Annotated in this window: 14 protein-coding genes; 12 read left to right on the forward strand and 2 right to left on the reverse strand. The window is 52.3% G+C overall.

What is annotated here, in order from left to right; translation table 11 throughout:
• The 6 genes from mtaB to JYE49_RS05195 all read left to right on the forward strand — a co-directional run bounded on the left by mtaB (position 1) and on the right by JYE49_RS05195 (position 6,792).
• Positions 1-1,299, forward strand: coding sequence for a tRNA (N(6)-L-threonylcarbamoyladenosine(37)-C(2))-methylthiotransferase MtaB (gene mtaB / locus JYE49_RS05170; RefSeq protein ID WP_093956383.1), 1,299 nt, complete (start codon positions 1-3; stop codon positions 1,297-1,299).
• 33 nt (positions 1,300-1,332) lie between these two features.
• The gene (locus JYE49_RS05175) at positions 1,333-1,674 is read left to right on the forward strand and encodes a histidine triad nucleotide-binding protein (protein ID WP_093956384.1); all 342 of its coding nucleotides are present in this window, start codon (positions 1,333-1,335) and stop codon (positions 1,672-1,674) included.
• Positions 1,675-1,789: 115 nt separating this feature from the next.
• Complete coding sequence (rpsU, locus tag JYE49_RS05180; protein WP_084094713.1) at positions 1,790-1,963, forward strand: 30S ribosomal protein S21; 174 nt, start codon at positions 1,790-1,792, stop codon at positions 1,961-1,963.
• 713 nt (positions 1,964-2,676) lie between these two features.
• Positions 2,677-3,405, forward strand: a complete 729-nt coding sequence (locus JYE49_RS05185) for a TRM11 family methyltransferase (protein ID WP_179217232.1) — start codon at positions 2,677-2,679, stop codon at positions 3,403-3,405.
• Positions 3,402-5,165: a transcription termination factor Rho gene (gene rho / locus JYE49_RS05190; RefSeq protein WP_093956386.1), complete on the forward strand. Its 1,764-nt coding sequence runs from the start codon at positions 3,402-3,404 to the stop codon at positions 5,163-5,165. Before JYE49_RS05185 ends, rho begins: the two co-directional genes overlap by 4 nt.
• Before the next feature lie 13 nt (positions 5,166-5,178).
• Entirely contained in the window at positions 5,179-6,792 is a 1,614-nt protein-coding gene (locus JYE49_RS05195) for a putative manganese-dependent inorganic diphosphatase (protein WP_093956387.1), read from the forward strand.
• A 40-nt stretch (positions 6,793-6,832) separates the two neighbouring features.
• Here the strand turns inward: JYE49_RS05195 and JYE49_RS05200 are convergent, their stop codons facing one another.
• Complete coding sequence (locus JYE49_RS05200) at positions 6,833-7,798, reverse strand: hypothetical protein (protein ID WP_093956388.1); 966 nt, start codon at positions 7,796-7,798, stop codon at positions 6,833-6,835.
• Between the two features lie 310 nt (positions 7,799-8,108).
• Here JYE49_RS05200 and JYE49_RS05205 point away from each other — a divergent pair, with 310 nt between their 5' ends.
• Positions 8,109-9,632, forward strand: a complete 1,524-nt coding sequence (locus JYE49_RS05205) for a sodium/proline symporter (RefSeq protein WP_093956389.1) — start codon at positions 8,109-8,111, stop codon at positions 9,630-9,632.
• A gap of 104 nt (positions 9,633-9,736) precedes the next feature.
• Here the strand turns inward: JYE49_RS05205 and rpmE are convergent, their stop codons facing one another.
• The gene (rpmE, locus tag JYE49_RS05210; protein WP_084094719.1) at positions 9,737-9,937 is read right to left on the reverse strand and encodes a 50S ribosomal protein L31; all 201 of its coding nucleotides are present in this window, start codon (positions 9,935-9,937) and stop codon (positions 9,737-9,739) included.
• A 137-nt stretch (positions 9,938-10,074) separates the two neighbouring features.
• On the opposite strand from rpmE, the gene JYE49_RS05215 reads away from it, so the two are divergent.
• The 5 genes from JYE49_RS05215 to JYE49_RS05235 all read left to right on the forward strand — a co-directional run bounded on the left by JYE49_RS05215 (position 10,075) and on the right by JYE49_RS05235 (position 14,978).
• The gene (locus JYE49_RS05215; protein WP_093956390.1) at positions 10,075-10,845 is read left to right on the forward strand and encodes a helix-turn-helix domain containing protein; all 771 of its coding nucleotides are present in this window, start codon (positions 10,075-10,077) and stop codon (positions 10,843-10,845) included.
• A gap of 107 nt (positions 10,846-10,952) precedes the next feature.
• Positions 10,953-12,020: a DUF1385 domain-containing protein gene (locus tag JYE49_RS05220; protein WP_179217233.1), complete on the forward strand. Its 1,068-nt coding sequence runs from the start codon at positions 10,953-10,955 to the stop codon at positions 12,018-12,020.
• Between the two features lie 3 nt (positions 12,021-12,023).
• Positions 12,024-12,860, forward strand: coding sequence for a peptide chain release factor N(5)-glutamine methyltransferase (gene prmC / locus JYE49_RS05225; protein WP_093956392.1), 837 nt, complete (start codon positions 12,024-12,026; stop codon positions 12,858-12,860).
• A gap of 10 nt (positions 12,861-12,870) precedes the next feature.
• On the forward strand, positions 12,871-13,935 hold the full coding sequence (prfA, locus tag JYE49_RS05230; protein WP_093956393.1) for a peptide chain release factor 1: 1,065 nt from the start codon (positions 12,871-12,873) through the stop codon (positions 13,933-13,935).
• Entirely contained in the window at positions 13,932-14,978 is a 1,047-nt protein-coding gene (locus tag JYE49_RS05235; RefSeq protein ID WP_283399313.1) for an L-threonylcarbamoyladenylate synthase, read from the forward strand. The genes prfA and JYE49_RS05235 overlap by 4 nt, the downstream gene beginning before the upstream one ends.
• Positions 14,979-15,005: the final 27 nt, after the last annotated feature.

The raw sequence follows: 15,005 nt of genomic DNA on the forward strand, positions 1-15,005 counted from the left end.
ATGAAAACCATCGCTTCCCATACTCTTGGCTGTAAAGTCAATCAGTATGATACCCAGGCTATGCTGGAACTTTTCCAGGCGGATGGCTATCAGGTCGTCTCCATGGACCAGCCTGCGGATGTTTACCTGGTTAATACCTGTACCGTCACCGGAACCGGGGACAAAAAGTCCCTTCAGCTCATCCGGAAAATCCGCAGGGAGCAGCCTTCCGCCGGCCTCATTGTATGCGGTTGTATGGCCCAACAGCGCGGAGAGGATCTGCTTTCCCTCGGTGCGGATCTTGTCATTGGCACACAGCGCCGCAGTGAAGTGGTTACGCTGTATCATGAAGTCCTGCAGTCCGGCCGTGCCATCTGCGCCGTTGGTCCCCTGCAGGCCGGCCAGCCCTTTGAATGCCTGTCCATCACAACCCAGAATGAACACACCCGCGCCGTCCTGAAGATTCAGGAAGGCTGCGGAAACCGTTGTTCCTACTGTATCATTCCTTCTGTCCGCGGTCCGATTCGTTCCAGGTCCCTGGAGGATATACGTTCTGAAGTTGCCCGCCTCTCTGCGGCAGGCTTCCGTGAAATTGTCCTCACAGGAATCCATCTCTGCTCATACGGAAAGGATATGGAATCATCGCTTACTCTGCTGGATGCGATTGAGGCTGTTCAGCAGACAGAAGGCATCCTGCGGATCCGTCTCGGTTCCCTGGAGCCTACTGTCGCCACCCCTGAATTTGCTGCCAGGCTGCGTCAGGCGGATAAAATCTGTCCTCAGTTCCATCTGGCGCTCCAGTCCGGCAGCGATACGGTTCTGGCCAGGATGCGGCGCCGCTACAATACCGCCCAGTATCTGCGCGGGGTTGAAAATCTGAGACGTGAATTTCCGCATGCCGCTTTTACAACGGACATCCTCACCGGTTTTCCGGGAGAAACAGAAACGGAGTTTGAAGAAACAAAGGAAATGATCCGGAAGGTCGGATTTGCCCGTATTCATGTCTTTCCCTATTCTCCCCGCCCGCAGACACCGGCTGCGGAGCTTCCCGGTCAGCTCACTTCTGCTGAAAAGGAGCGCCGTGCCCGTGAACTGATCGTCCTCGGCCGTCAGGTAGCCCGGGAGTATCTCAGCACATGGACCGGTCTGGAAACCGATCTTGTGCCGGAGGAAAAGGTGAATGGCTGCTGGGAGGGATATACGCCCGAGTATATCCGGGTTCGCCTGGATCAGGAAGATGTCTGTCAGTCCGGTGTGCCTGTCCGGATCCGTCTCCTTGGTGAAAACACCGGAGGCATGCTTGGAAAACTGATAGGATAAATTTATTCTGAAAGAAAAGGATGATGATCAAAGATGGAAAACTGTCTCTTCTGCAAAATCATGAATGGTGAGATTCCTTCACAGAAAGTCTATGAAAACGAGTTCGTCTATGCTTTCCGTGATATCAATCCCCAGGCTCCTGTCCATATACTGGTCATCCCGAAAAAGCATATCGCTTCGCTGGATGAGGCGGATGCTGCTTCTGACCGGGAGCTGGCCGAATGTCTCCGCGCCATCCGTGTGATTGCAGCCCAGGAGAATCTGACAGGCGGCTATCGTGTTGTTTCCAACTGCGGCCCCGATGCCTGCCAGTCTGTACATCACCTTCATTTCCATATTCTCGGCGGTCGTCAGATGGAAGACAAAATGGCCTGACAAAACGTTTTCCGGAAAAAAAGTTGACTACGCCGGGTAATGGCTGTATAATAAAACACGGTTTTCGGTTTGTATGATCCGCAGGCCATTGTATTGAGCGAGGGGAGGGATAACAGTGTCCGAGGTTCGTATCCGCGAAAATGAGTCCCTGGAAAGTGCGCTCAAACGGTTTAAGCGGCAGTGCGCCCGCAGCGGCGTTCTCCAGGAAGTGCGTAAGCGCGAGCATTACGAAAAGCCCAGCGTTAAGCGCAAGAAAAAGGCTGAAGCCGCCCGTAAGCGCAAGTGGTGATTTTGGCAAAACGCCCTTCCTTCACAGGAAGGGCTTTTTTTCCACCATTTTTAATTCTTAAGTTTTCAGTTATTGAGCAGTTGTTACCCAAATCTCTGATTTGGGCGAAGATACGATGACCGCCAGTGGCGGAAATTTCATCGGATCTGAGGTCAATCGAAAGGGAGTAAGCTCCACTGTGTGGAGTTACGACCATTGAGATTGCGGAATACAACTGCCATGCTACAGCCGTCCATTTCTGCGAGTCTATGACGATACAGAAATGGAATACGGCGATCGCAAAGTTTTAATTAAAAACAGTTTCCTTAGGAAACTGTTTTATTCATTTCCGTAAGGAAATGTCCCTCTATGCCTTGTCACGCAAGCCCTTTTCTGATATACTTATGACAGTATCTGAAGAAAAGAGGATGTAATTGGTCTATTCGTTTGAGCTGATCAAACATGCAAATATACGCTATCGTGACAGTCTTGTTGTGTTATCCCGTTGTGAACTTTTTGCCATGCTTTTTCGCCTGGGGATCTCCGCTGAGATCAGGGAGGAGTCCATGGGCGGCTCACGTTTTTTGACAATCGATTGCCGTGAACTCAGTGATTCAGAAATTGCTTTTCTTTCCGGTCACAGTTCCTTTGTCTTCATGGCTGAAAAAACAAACGGGTTACTTCGTCCCCTTCCTGTTCCCGATTCCGGGTATCTGCCTGAGGATCTCCCCGAGGTGCTCAAGTATAAAGGGAAAACCAGTGCCTCCTTTACCCGCATGATGATCAATACGGCGTCTTCACTATCCGGCTTCCGGCACAGTGAAACTCCCCTCATCTTCTTTGATCCCGTCTGCGGAAAGGGCACCGGCTGCTTCTGTGCCGCTGAAGCCGGGATGAACGCTGTTGGGCTGGACCTGGATAAAAAAGATATCCGTGAGGCGTCTGATTATTTCTCACGTTATCTCAAGCTGCATAAGCTCAAACATGAGCAGCATGACCGGTCCGAAACAGTGTCCCGTCATTCCCTGCCCCTCACCGAGTTTATCTTTGCCGACACAAAGGAGCACTTCCGTTCCGGAGACACACGTTTTCTTCGTTTCTCCTGCGGGGACACCATGGAATCTCCTGTCCTTTTCCGGAAAGGAAAAGCGCATATCATTGCAGCCGACCTTCCTTACGGTGTGCAGCACGCTCCCCAGTCCGGAAGCCGTCCCGATTCCCTGCAGCATTTCCTTTCCCGGGTACTTCCGGTATGGAAAAGCGTCCTTGCTCCCGGCGGTGTCATCGCCCTGAGCTTCAATACACTCACCCTTCCTTCAGCGGATGTCAGGGAAGCACTTACCCATGCCGGGTTTAAACTTCCCGATAACGATATTTTCTTAGGCCTGAAGCATGATGTTGAACAGGCCGTTGTACGGGATCTGATCTTTGCTTTCAATTCAGAGGAGGAATCTGTTATATGACTCTCAGCGATCTCAATGGGATGACTGTCCTGCAGCTTCGTAAGCTGGCCCGTGAAAACTCCGTCGTACTCGGTGCCGGCATCGATAAGGCAGGCATTATTGAAAAACTGCTGCCCGTTCTGTCAGATGAAACAGAACAGCCGGCTGCACAGCCGGCGGAAGCGCCCGCTCCTGTCGAAGCTGAACCCAAATACCAGGCCGCCTGGCACAATACGGATACGCCGCGCTATAACGTGCGGCCTGCCTATCAGGCTCCCGGTTCCGCTTCCCGTCCCGCATGGCAGAGCACTTCTCCTTCCGGACAGCATCTTCCTCATGATCAGCAGCATGTACAGCCTATGCGTCCCGGCAGCTTTACCCCCCGCTTCGGCCCCGCTGCCTCTGTACAGCCTGCAGCGCCTGCTGCCCAGTCTTCTGAACCGGCTGAACAGCCCCATCCTCCCGTTGTATCTCCGCTTCCCGAAAAGCGGATCAGCATCGGATCTGAAACCGGCTTCGGGCCCCGTTCTTTCGGACCCAACGCGGTACCTCATACCCCCGCCCGTACATCTGAGCCTTTTGCGCCTCCTTTCCAGGCACAGGATACCGGCATTCAGGCGCCCTCCCTGGAGGAGCTGCTTGCTTCCGGTGATTATGAAGAAGGCGGCGGCATCCTGGAACTGCATCCCGACGGATACGGTTTCCTGCGCAACGCCTCCTTCCAGCCCTCCACAAAGGATATCTATGTGTCTATGGCTCAGATCCGCCGTTTCGGTCTCCGTACCGGCGATATGATCAAAGGCAAAATCAGGCCCCAGCGTGAAGGCGATAAATACGCTGCCCTGCTTTATATCTCCAGCGTCAATGACGTGCCTGAGGAAGAAGCCTTCAATCGTCCTGCCTTTGATGAGCTGACTCCTGTTTATCCCAGCCGCCGGATTTCCCTGGAATGCAGGGACGGTAAATCTTTCCCGGATATGCGGCTGATCGACCTGATTGCCCCGCTTGGTTTCGGCCAGAGGGGCCTGATGCTTTGCCCTCCCCAGACCGGCAAGGCCGAAATCATGCAGCACTTTGCCAAGGTTGTCTGCGAGAATTATCCGGATGTCCAGGTACTCATGCTCCTGATTGACGTGACTCCTGAAGACGCCACCATGGTGCGTGAAACCGTACCCTGCACCGTCCTGGCCTCCACTTTTGACCAGACGCCGGAGGCTCATCTTCGTCTTTCTGAAATTGTCCTGGAACGTGCCATGCGTCTTGTGGAGCAGAAGAAGGATGTTGTCCTGATTGTGGACAGCCTCACCCGCCTGGCAAAGATCTATACCACCGCCGCAGCCCAGCAGGGACGCAGTCTTCCCGGCATGGTGAATCCCTCCAGTCTTTTCCGTGCCAAGCGCCTTTTCGGCGCTGCCCGTGCCTGCAAGGAAGGTGGCAGCCTGACCGTGCTGGCAGCCATGGATATCTCCACGGGATCCAAGGTGGACGATTCCGTTGTGGAAGAATTCAAAGGCACCGCCAATATGGAACTGACCCTGGATCAGGGTGTGGCCCGCGCCGGTGTGACTCCTTCCCTGAACCTGCAGCAAAGTTTCACCAAGAATGCCGATATCCTGTTGGACAACAAACAGAAAGAAGGGCTTTCCCTGATCAGGACGCTGCTGGGCAGCACCTCTTCCGCGGTGGCCATACCCCAGCTGGAATCCATGATGGATAAAACCGATACCAACGAAGCGCTTCTGCTGAAGATGAAAGACTGGTTTGCCCTGATGAATCGCTGACGGGAGGTATCCTATGGACTCTGTATATGTTGTCGGCCATAAAAACCCGGATACGGATTCCATCGTATCCGCTATGGCTTATGCCGCGCTTCAGAATGCCCTCGGCGGAGAACAGTATATTGCTGCCCGCTGCGGCCATCTGAACACGGAAACATCCTTTCTCCTCGAAAGATTTGGCTTCCAGCCGCCTCTTTACCTGCGCACGGTTCGTACGCAGGTCGCTGATATTGATTATGATACCCCGCCCATGGTCGGTGCGGGGGTTCCTGTTTCTCATGCCTGGAAAGTCTTGCATAAGGAAGATAACAGCGTTTCCGCCCTTCCGATCATAGAGGAGGACGGACGTCTTTTCGGCCTGATCACCGCGGGCGCCATGGCGGAAAATGATATGGATTCCGTCAACAATCCTTTCGTGTCTTCCATTCCGGTTTTCAATCTGCTCAGCGCGCTGGAAGGCCATATCATCAACGCTGCGGAAGATACCTTTGATGAAATCTCCGGTGAAGTAATCGTTGCCCTGCCCGGCTTTGCCTCCCGTATCGGCCCCGGAACCGTTGTCCTTTGCGGCGACCAGAAAGAGATGGCGGATCTTGCCATTGAAAAGAAGGCCTCCTGTCTCATCTTCTGCGGCACGTCCCTGGGAGAACAGTATCGCAATCTTTCCTCTTCCACCTGCCTGATTGTCTGTCCTTTTGACGCCTACAGGGCTTCCCGCCTCATTTTCCAGGCCATACCGGTAGGCCGGATTGCCTGCTCCACCAATCTTCATTTCTTCCACCTGAATGATTACCTGGATGATGTGCGTGAAATTGTGATCCAGAGCCGTTTCCGCACCTATCCCGTCCTGGATGATGAAGACAAAGTCATCGGCACCCTGTCCCGCTACCATTTGATCCGTCCCCGCAGAAAAAAGATTGTCCTCGTGGATCACAATGAAGTCGGCCAGGCTGTATCAGGCCTGGATCAGGCGGAAATCGTCGGCATTATCGATCATCACCGCCTGGCGGATGTGCAGACCGGCAATCCCGTCTTCATGCGGAATGAGCCGGTGGGTTCCACAACCTCCATCATCGCGACCATGTACCAGGAGCACGGACTCATGCCTTCTCAGAAAATGGCCGGCCTGATGGCTTCCGCTATTATTTCTGATACCGTCATGTTCAAAAGTCCTACCTGTACGCCGCATGACAAAGTCCTCGCGGAGCGTTTGGCACGGCATGCGGGCATTGACTGCGAGGAGCTTGGCAAGGCGATGTTCTCCCGCGGCGTATCTCCTGATATGCCGGCGGAGGAGCTTGTCCGTTACGATATGAAGGATTTCCATCTGGGCGTCCATTCCCTGACCATTTCACAGATTACGACCGTAGAGTCGGATCCTTTCCTTGCAAAGACAGAGGATTTTGTTCGTTCGTTGGAAAAAATCCGTAAGGATAAACAATATGATCTGTCCCTGCTGATGATTACCAACGTCCTGAAGGAAGGCACAGAGCTTCTTTATGCGGGAGACGCTGAGGTGATCCGCAGTGCCTTCTCCGTGGATGACCTGAAAGGAAATCATGTTTTCCTCCCGCAGGTCCTTTCCAGGAAAAAACAGATTGTACCGGCGCTTTCCCAGTTGTGGGGATAAGAAAAAAGGGAGTCGTTCGACTCCCTTCTTTTTATTTCCCTCAATACTTTTCAAGATCCGAAACTCCGATGACCGCTCCGGTTCTGTAATCCAGCCTGACTGTCTTTCCGCTTTCATAATTGACCTGTATATCGTACGGATTCAATATGATTTCATATGGTCCGTATACATCGGGATCATCTATCTCGGCCTTCCACATGACGTATCCTTCGCAGTTGACCGCTATAGGCGCAGGTCCGTCTGTCCCGGCGATAAACATATCTCCGGATTCCGTATCGACTGTATGGATTGCTGCGTCTCCGAAGGAGCATACGTTTTCCATGATTGTCCACATGTCAATGCCGTCCATCAGATCCAGCATGATCAGTCCGTACTGTGCGTCATAGACGTAAACCTGCGGTTCGTCTTCCGTTCCGCCCATAAAGGCACGGAGATTCTGGAACTGTCCGGTCTGTTTTACCCCTTCTGTGTATCCCCAGATCGGCTGGTCGTCAATAAAACATCCGACTCTGAGGTATTCCCAGTTATCATCGCCTTCCTGCATAACTTCATAGGCAGCCAGCACAGCAACGTTGAATTCCTTCCAGTCCAGGGCGATGGATCCGTTACCGATGATTTCCTCGCGGCTCATGATGCTGTTGAACGCCCTGGTCTCAGCGGGTTCCGCCTCAGGGGCCGGCTTAAGGTATTGCTTCAGGATATAGCCTTCCATGCCGTCGTATTCACAGCGGATAAACAGTTTTGCCTGCTTTTTGTAATTACTCGGAGCATATTTCGCCACGTTGTTGTTGCAATACAGTACAATGGAATCAAGCGGTACTTTCGCAAGCACGGTAGCTGTCTTGTACGGAGCTTCCCGCAGGGAAACATAATCCCTGCACTTCACAACGCGCATGGCTCCCAGGTAATACCGGTCTTTTTCTACTGTTTTCCGCTCTGCAGTACCTGTACAGCAGCATAAACAAAGGATCAGGAAAAGCAGAATGAAGGATAGGCTTTTCTTCATCGCTGTCCTCCTTATAAACATAAAATATTGAAAAAACAATTTTTTGAATCCCTCTGTATCCATACGTTTTCCTGTTCTGTATCCTGCTCAGAAGAATGCAGGTTCATGGAATCTGTATAAACTGTTATAACAGGATTTAAACGTTTGGACAGGATCAATGAATTAGTCTTTTCTTATTTATTTTACTCCTAATCCCCTCAATCCACAAGCAAGAACACGAAAAATACTGTATATCCCTTATGTTATGGGTATAATAATATCCAGTATACAGTATGCGGCTGTCAGTTTGTCGCAGGAAAGTGGTGTTGTTATGAATACGGAACTGGTTGTCTTCATTGTCTATCTCTGCTTTATGCTCGGGATCGGCGTCTACTTCTTCGTGAAGGGCCGCGGCAGCGGTGAAAAGGAATACTTCCTCGGCGGCCGTAAAATGGGCCCCTGGGTTTCCGCCCTTTCTGCCGGCGCATCCGACATGAGTGCCTGGGTGCTGATGGGCCTTCCCGCTTCCATTTATGCATTGGGAATTGGTCAGGCCTGGATTGCAATCGGCCTTGCAATTGGTTATGCGATGAGCTGGCTTTTTGAAGCTCCCCGTCTCCGCCGTTTTTCTATCGCGGCTGATGACTCCATCACCCTTCCCCAGTATCTGACAAACCGGTTTAAATCCTCCAGCAAAGTCCTGCAAATCCTCTGTGCTATCATTTTCCTTGTTGCATATACAATCTATGCTGCCTCCAGTGTAAAAGCCTGCGGCACACTTTTTCAGACAGTATGTGGGAATATCTTTGTAAACAACAATGATCTCCTGAATCAACAAATCTTCATGTATATAGCTGCTGCTATCATTATCGGTTACACATTCATGGGCGGTTTCAGCGCCGTTTGCTGGACAGACTTCTTCCAGGGCCTGCTGATGCTCGGTGCCCTGCTGATCGCTCCTATTTTTGCACTCGGCCTGATCAGCGGCGGCCAGGGTCAGATGACCATGGAATCCCTGAGTGCTGCCAATCCTGATTACTGGAATTTCTTCCCTGACTGGAAAACCGTTGTTTCCGGCCTTGGCTGGGGTCTCGGTTACTTCGGTATGCCCCACATCATCATCCGTTTCATGTCCGTCCGCAGCGACAAGGATCTTCACAAGAGCGCTAAGATCGGTATCACCTGGAATGTGCTGATCATTCTTTTCTCTGTGGCAGCCGGCTGCATCGGTCATCTGTTCCTCGGTGAAGTCGGAGATTCCTCTACTGTCTTCATCCAGATGGTTCGCGCTATTTTCCCGGCGATTATTTCCGGCATCCTGCTTTCCGCCATCCTGGCTGCTTCTATGTCCACTGCTGATTCTCAACTGCTTTGTGCATCATCTGCTTTTGCTTCCGATGTATATAAGCCTGTTATTCGTAAGAATCAGTCCACAGATAAAGAAATGTTTTGGGTGGGTCGTTATGTAGTGCTTATCATTGCGATCATCGCTGTCCTGATTGCTTCCAACCCCAACAGCCAGAGCATTATGAATCTCGTTTCAAATGCATGGGGTATCTTTGGGGCGGCATTCGGCCCGGCTATCCTGCTGAGCCTCTTCTGGAAGCGTTTCACCTTCAAGGGTGCTGTTGCCGGTATTGCTGCCGGTGCTGTTGTTGACATTGCCTGGCTCGTCATCAACACCCGCCTGTCCGCCGCCACTGCCGGGTACAACGGTATCTTTACCCTCTATGAAATCATCCCCGGCTTCATCGTCGGTTTCATCGTTGCCGTGGTTGTTGCCCTGCTCGATAAGGAACCGAAGCAGGAAGTCCTCGACCTGTATGATTACGCGACTTCCGATGCAATCGAATAAATGATTCGTATTGTAAAGCACCGGTCCGGCAATTTTGCCGGACCGGTTTTTGTGATGTGATGCAAATGAAAAGAGCACGCTGTTTCAGCGTGCTCCCAGGAAACTCATTCAATATTGAAGCGCTTCTTGAAGCGGTCAACACGTCCGCCCGTGTCTACCAGCTTCTGCTTGCCGGTGTAGAAAGGATGGCACTTGGAACAAATATCCACCTTCATCTCTTTCTTGGTAGATCCGGTTTCAAAAGTTTCACCGCATACGCAGCGAACCACGCACTTACCATACTGGGGATGAATATTTTCCTTCATTGCTGTTTCACCTCTTTCGCGTATGCAATGGCGGTTAAACCGCAAAAAGTATATTAACATAATCGTCTTTCGTTTGCAAGCTTTTTTTGTGAGATTATGTTATAATTCCTCTGTCTTTTATGGGAGGTGATTTGTGAATGTCTGTCGGGCTTCCCTCTTTTTCACCGGAGGAAAAAGCCGTCTATTCCATGATCTCCGTTAACGACGGCCTGATGGCAAAGGAAATTGCTTCCGGTCTTTCCATGGATCGGAAACAGGTCAATCATCTTCTCTTTTCCTCTCCCCTGATGCATGAACTCTGTTTTCAGGATAATGATTACCGCTGGCACGCTCTGATCCGCCAGGCGCAGGTTCATGAGGGCCTGTATGAGTTTTCCGGCTGGTACGGTACGGTAAGGGAATTCCTGGATGCTTCTGAGGATGAATGGCTTTCCTCCCTGCAGGATGGATGCCGTAGGATCGGCAGAAATCTCAATGATCAGCGCGGGCTGATTCATTCCTTCCTGGACTGCCGGAGCGTCATGTGTTCCCTTTTCCATGATCTTTCCGGAATGATGGATTCATCTTATCTGGACTGGGAGATTGCCTTTGAGCTGCGGCTCAATCGGGCCCGCATGATCCGGATCTATGCGGACGTGCTTGTGATTGCTCCGGGTCATGTTTTCAGCCTGGAATTCAAAATGAAGAATAAACCGGAACCCGATGAAGTCTTGCAGGCCGCGAAATATATACCCTACCTGGAGCTGATCTTCGGCCCATCATATGAAGCCGTTCCCGCTCTTGTTCTGACGTCAGCTTCTGATCTTTTTGAATTTGTGCCTATCGGAAATACGGATATGGTGCTTCCTGCAGCCTCCGGGGATATGCTGTTTAACGTCTTCAATGAGTATATGGGCTTTCTTTCCTGAAGACGGGATGGCGCCGATGTGAAAATTGCGTGAAGTACAGGAAATAAAAGGCTTTGCGTCGAACAATTACACCGTTGATTTTTATGAAAGGACTCTTGCCTCTTATTATGAATACAGAACAGGAAAAGAAATTCGATGTCGGCGGTCAGGCTGTGATGGAAGGCGTGATGATGCGTTCTCCCAATGCCACTGCCGTTACTGTCCGCCGTCCTGACGGTACCATGGTTACCAAGCTGACGCCCTTCGTTCCGCTGAAAGAGAAGCATCCCTGGATGGGAAAGCCTTTCATCCGCGGAATCATCAATATGGGTACCATGCTTTATTACGGGATGAACACCCTTGAAGACTCCACCAAAATGCTCGGCATGCTGGATGAAGAACCCACTAAGTTCGAAAAGTGGCTCGCCCGCAAGCTTGGCAAGGGCGTCGATAAGATCGTCATGGCTTTTGCCATCATTCTGGCAGTCATTCTTTCCGTTGCCCTTTTCATTGCGCTGCCCGCCGGCGTGGAAAGCCTGCTCCGCAGTGCCGGGATGTCCACCATCGGCTACACGCTGATCGGCGGCCTGGTCAAGATTCTCATCCTGATCGGTTATATGATCTTCTGCGGCTGTGTTCCGGAAGTCCGTAGAACCTTCCAGTACCACGGTGCGGAACATAAATCCGTCCATTGCCATGAATCCGGTCTTTCCCTGACGCCCGCCAACGCGCAGACCTTTTCCCGTCTGCATCCCCGCTGCGGTACGGCGTTCCTGCTGATTGTCTTCTCCATCAGTATCCTGCTTTTCCTGGTGCTGAATGTGCTTGTCCCCATCAGCAATTTCTTTGTTCGTTTCCTTTTCCACCTGGCGATGCTTCCCATCGTTGCCGGTGTCAGTTACGAGGTCCTGATGGGCCTGGCCCATTCCAACAGCAAGGGAGCCTGTATCCTGCGCTGGCCTGGCCTGCAGATGCAGCGTCTCACCACCCGTGAACCGGATGAATCCATGCTGGAATGCGCTATTGTTTCTGTAAATGTCGTCCTGAACGGCTTCCCGGAACATGTAAAGAAAACACCGGAAGGCTGGGGCATCTTCCACAGTTATCTCGAATCCGAACCCGGATACGTCCCTCCCGAACCTGAAGAAGAAAAGTCTGAAAGTGAAGCCGACACATCCGATGATGCTGAGGTGTAATGTATGACTTGCCGAGATTTGATCCGCCGTACAGCTGAGCAGTTCAGCGCAGCAGGTGTTCCCGATCCGGTGAATGACGCTGCTTTGCTGCTCTCTCACCTGACAGGGCTCTCACCGCTTTCCCTGCGCCTGGATGAAGACACCGTCCTGGATTACAGGGTTGTGGATGCCTATCAGGTACTTGTCGGGCAGCGGATCTCCCGGATTCCCCTGCAGTATATTCTTGGGGAAGCGCCTTTTTACGGCCGCCTTTTCCGTGTGGATTCACGCGTGCTGATTCCCCGCCCGGAAACGGAACTGCTGTGTGAGTGGGCGCTGGAAGTTCTCCGCAATGATCCGCTTCCCCGGATTCTGGATCTCTGCTGCGGCAGCGGATGTATCGGCATAACGCTGAAGGCTGAAAAGCCGGATGCATTTGTCACCTGTTCTGATCTTTCCCCCGATGCCCTGGCTCTTGCCGCTGAAAATGCTGAGCAGCTGGGTGTGGACGTGGCCTTCTGCCAGACCGATCTCCTGGATGGTTTTGCCACTTCAGGCTTTAATCTGATTATCAGCAATCCGCCTTATATTCCTTCTGCCGACTGCAATACCCTGCAGGAAGAGGTTCTGCGGGAGCCGCGCCTCGCGCTGGACGGCGGGCCTGATGGTCTTTCAGTATACCGCAGGATCATTCCGGATGCTTTCAGGTCATTGGTTTCCGGCGGTGTACTGATGATGGAGCTCGGCGAAGGCGAAGACGCTGATGTCGAAAAACTGCTTCTTGATCATTCTTTTACTTCTGTGGAAATCCGGGAAGACTTGTCCGGAATCCGCAGGATGATTCTTGCCAGAAAACCGTAACGGAGGATTCATGTTTACGAAACTGGAGAGCCTTTCAGACCGCTTTCGGGAACTGTCCGAAGCGATTGCCCAGCCGGAAGTCATACAGGACTATCCGCGTTATCAGGCCTGTCTGAAAGAGCGTTCCTCTCTGGAACCCGTTGTGGAAAAATATGATGCCTTCCGTCGTGTGGAACAGCAGATTCAGGATAACCGTGAATTGCTTTCTGATCCTCTTTTTGCATCTGAAGCTGAAAAGGAACTTGCTGATCTTGCTGTCCAGCGTGAAAAACTGATAGCAGACCTGAAGCTTCTGCTTGTTCCTCCGGATCCGCTGGATGACCGGAATGTGATTATGGAAATCCGCGCCGGCGTAGGCGGTGAGGAAGCTGCCCTTTTTGCCGGCGATCTGATGCGGATGTATCTGCGCTATGCCGATCGGAATCAGCTTCAGGCTTCCCTGCTTTCCGTCAGCGATACGGATCTCGGCGGCATCAATGAAGCCCTGCTCATGTTTTCCGGGCCGGAAGCCTTCGGCCGGCTGAAATTCGAAAGCGGCGTTCATTGCGTCAAACGGGTTCCTGTCACTGAAAGCAGCGGCAGGATTCATACTTCCACCGTCACAGTTGCTGTTTTTCCGGAAGCACAGGAAGTTGAATTCACCCTCGATCCCGCGGATCTGCGTATAGACGTCTTCCATGCGTCCGGCCACGGCGGACAGGGTGTCAACACTACCGACAGTGCCGTCCGTATGACTCACCTGCCTACCGGTCTGGTTGTCACCTGTCAGGATGAACGCAGCCAGCTGGAGAACAAAGCCAAAGCGCTTCGCGTGCTTCGTTCCCGTCTTTTTGACAGGCTGAAGGAAGAGCAGGCTGCGGCTCACGCGGAAGACCGCAGGAACCAGATCGGATGGGGTGAACGCAGCGACCGGATCCGCACCTATTACTTTAATCATGATTATGTTGTTGATCACCGTCTGAATCTGACCGTCAACCGTACGGCCAACGTCATGAACGGTGATCTGGTGCCTTTTATTGACGCGCTCCGCCTGGCTGAAAAAACAGAGAAAATGAATCTCCTGAACCGGAAGTGATTGATTTGAAAACAGATCTCCTTTTACCGTCCCCGGAAACCTATGCCCTGGCCTCTGAAATTCTTGAAAAAGGCGGCCTGGTTGCTTTTCCGACTGAAACAGTGTACGGCCTGGGAGCGAACGCCCTTGACAGTGAAGCGGTGCTGTCTGTTTTCGCAGCCAAAGGTCGTCCTGCGGATAACCCTCTGATTGTGCATATTCATGATCAGTCTCAGCTTGAACCTCTCTGTGATCTTCCGGATGGTGCCCAGGCGCTGATGGATAAGTTCTGGCCGGGTCCCCTGACAATCCTTTGTCCGAAAAAGCCGGCCATTCCGGATACCGTCACTGCCGGCCTACCTACGGTTGCGGTTCGTATGCCCTCTCATCCGGTAGCCCGTGCGCTTCTCCAGGCCTGCAGCCTGCCCATTGCCGCGCCTTCTGCCAACAGTTCAGGCAGGCCCAGTCCCACAACTGCAGCTCACGTCATGGAGGATATGAATACAAAGATTCCCCTCATCATAGACGGCGGCATGTGTGATGTCGGGGTGGAGTCCACTGTGCTGGATCTCTGCCATGGCGCCCCGGTTGTGCTTCGTCCCGGCGGTATTACCCCCGGTATGATCAGCAGCGTTCTGGGTTGTGAAGTCCAGGTGGCCGGCAGCGTCCTGCGGCCCCTGCGGGAAAATGAAACAGCCCTTTCTCCCGGAATGCGATACAAGCATTATGCGCCTCATGCGGTCGTTACGCTCGTGGAAGGACCGGAAGAACGCGTTGTTCCCCTGCTCCGCATGCTTTATGCGCAGCAGGAGGCGGAAGGGGTAAAATCCTGCGTTTTGTGCTTTTCAGAGCATGTGAAGGAACTGGCGGATTGTCATCCCCATGATATCGGTTCTTCCTCAGATCCTTCCGAGATTGCCCACAGGCTCTTCGATATCCTGCGCAGGCTGGATGAGGAAAACATGGAAGCCGTATTCAGTGAGGTTATTCCTCCTGAGGGCGTCGGTCTGGCGGTGATGAATCGTCTCGGCCGTGCGGCCGCCTTCCGGACCATTCAGGCATAAAGAAAACAGGTTCCTGGTACAGGAACC

Origin of the sequence: Aristaeella hokkaidonensis, from assembly GCF_018128945.1 — a bacterium.
GTDB lineage: Bacteria > Bacillota > Clostridia > Christensenellales > Aristaeellaceae > Aristaeella > Aristaeella hokkaidonensis.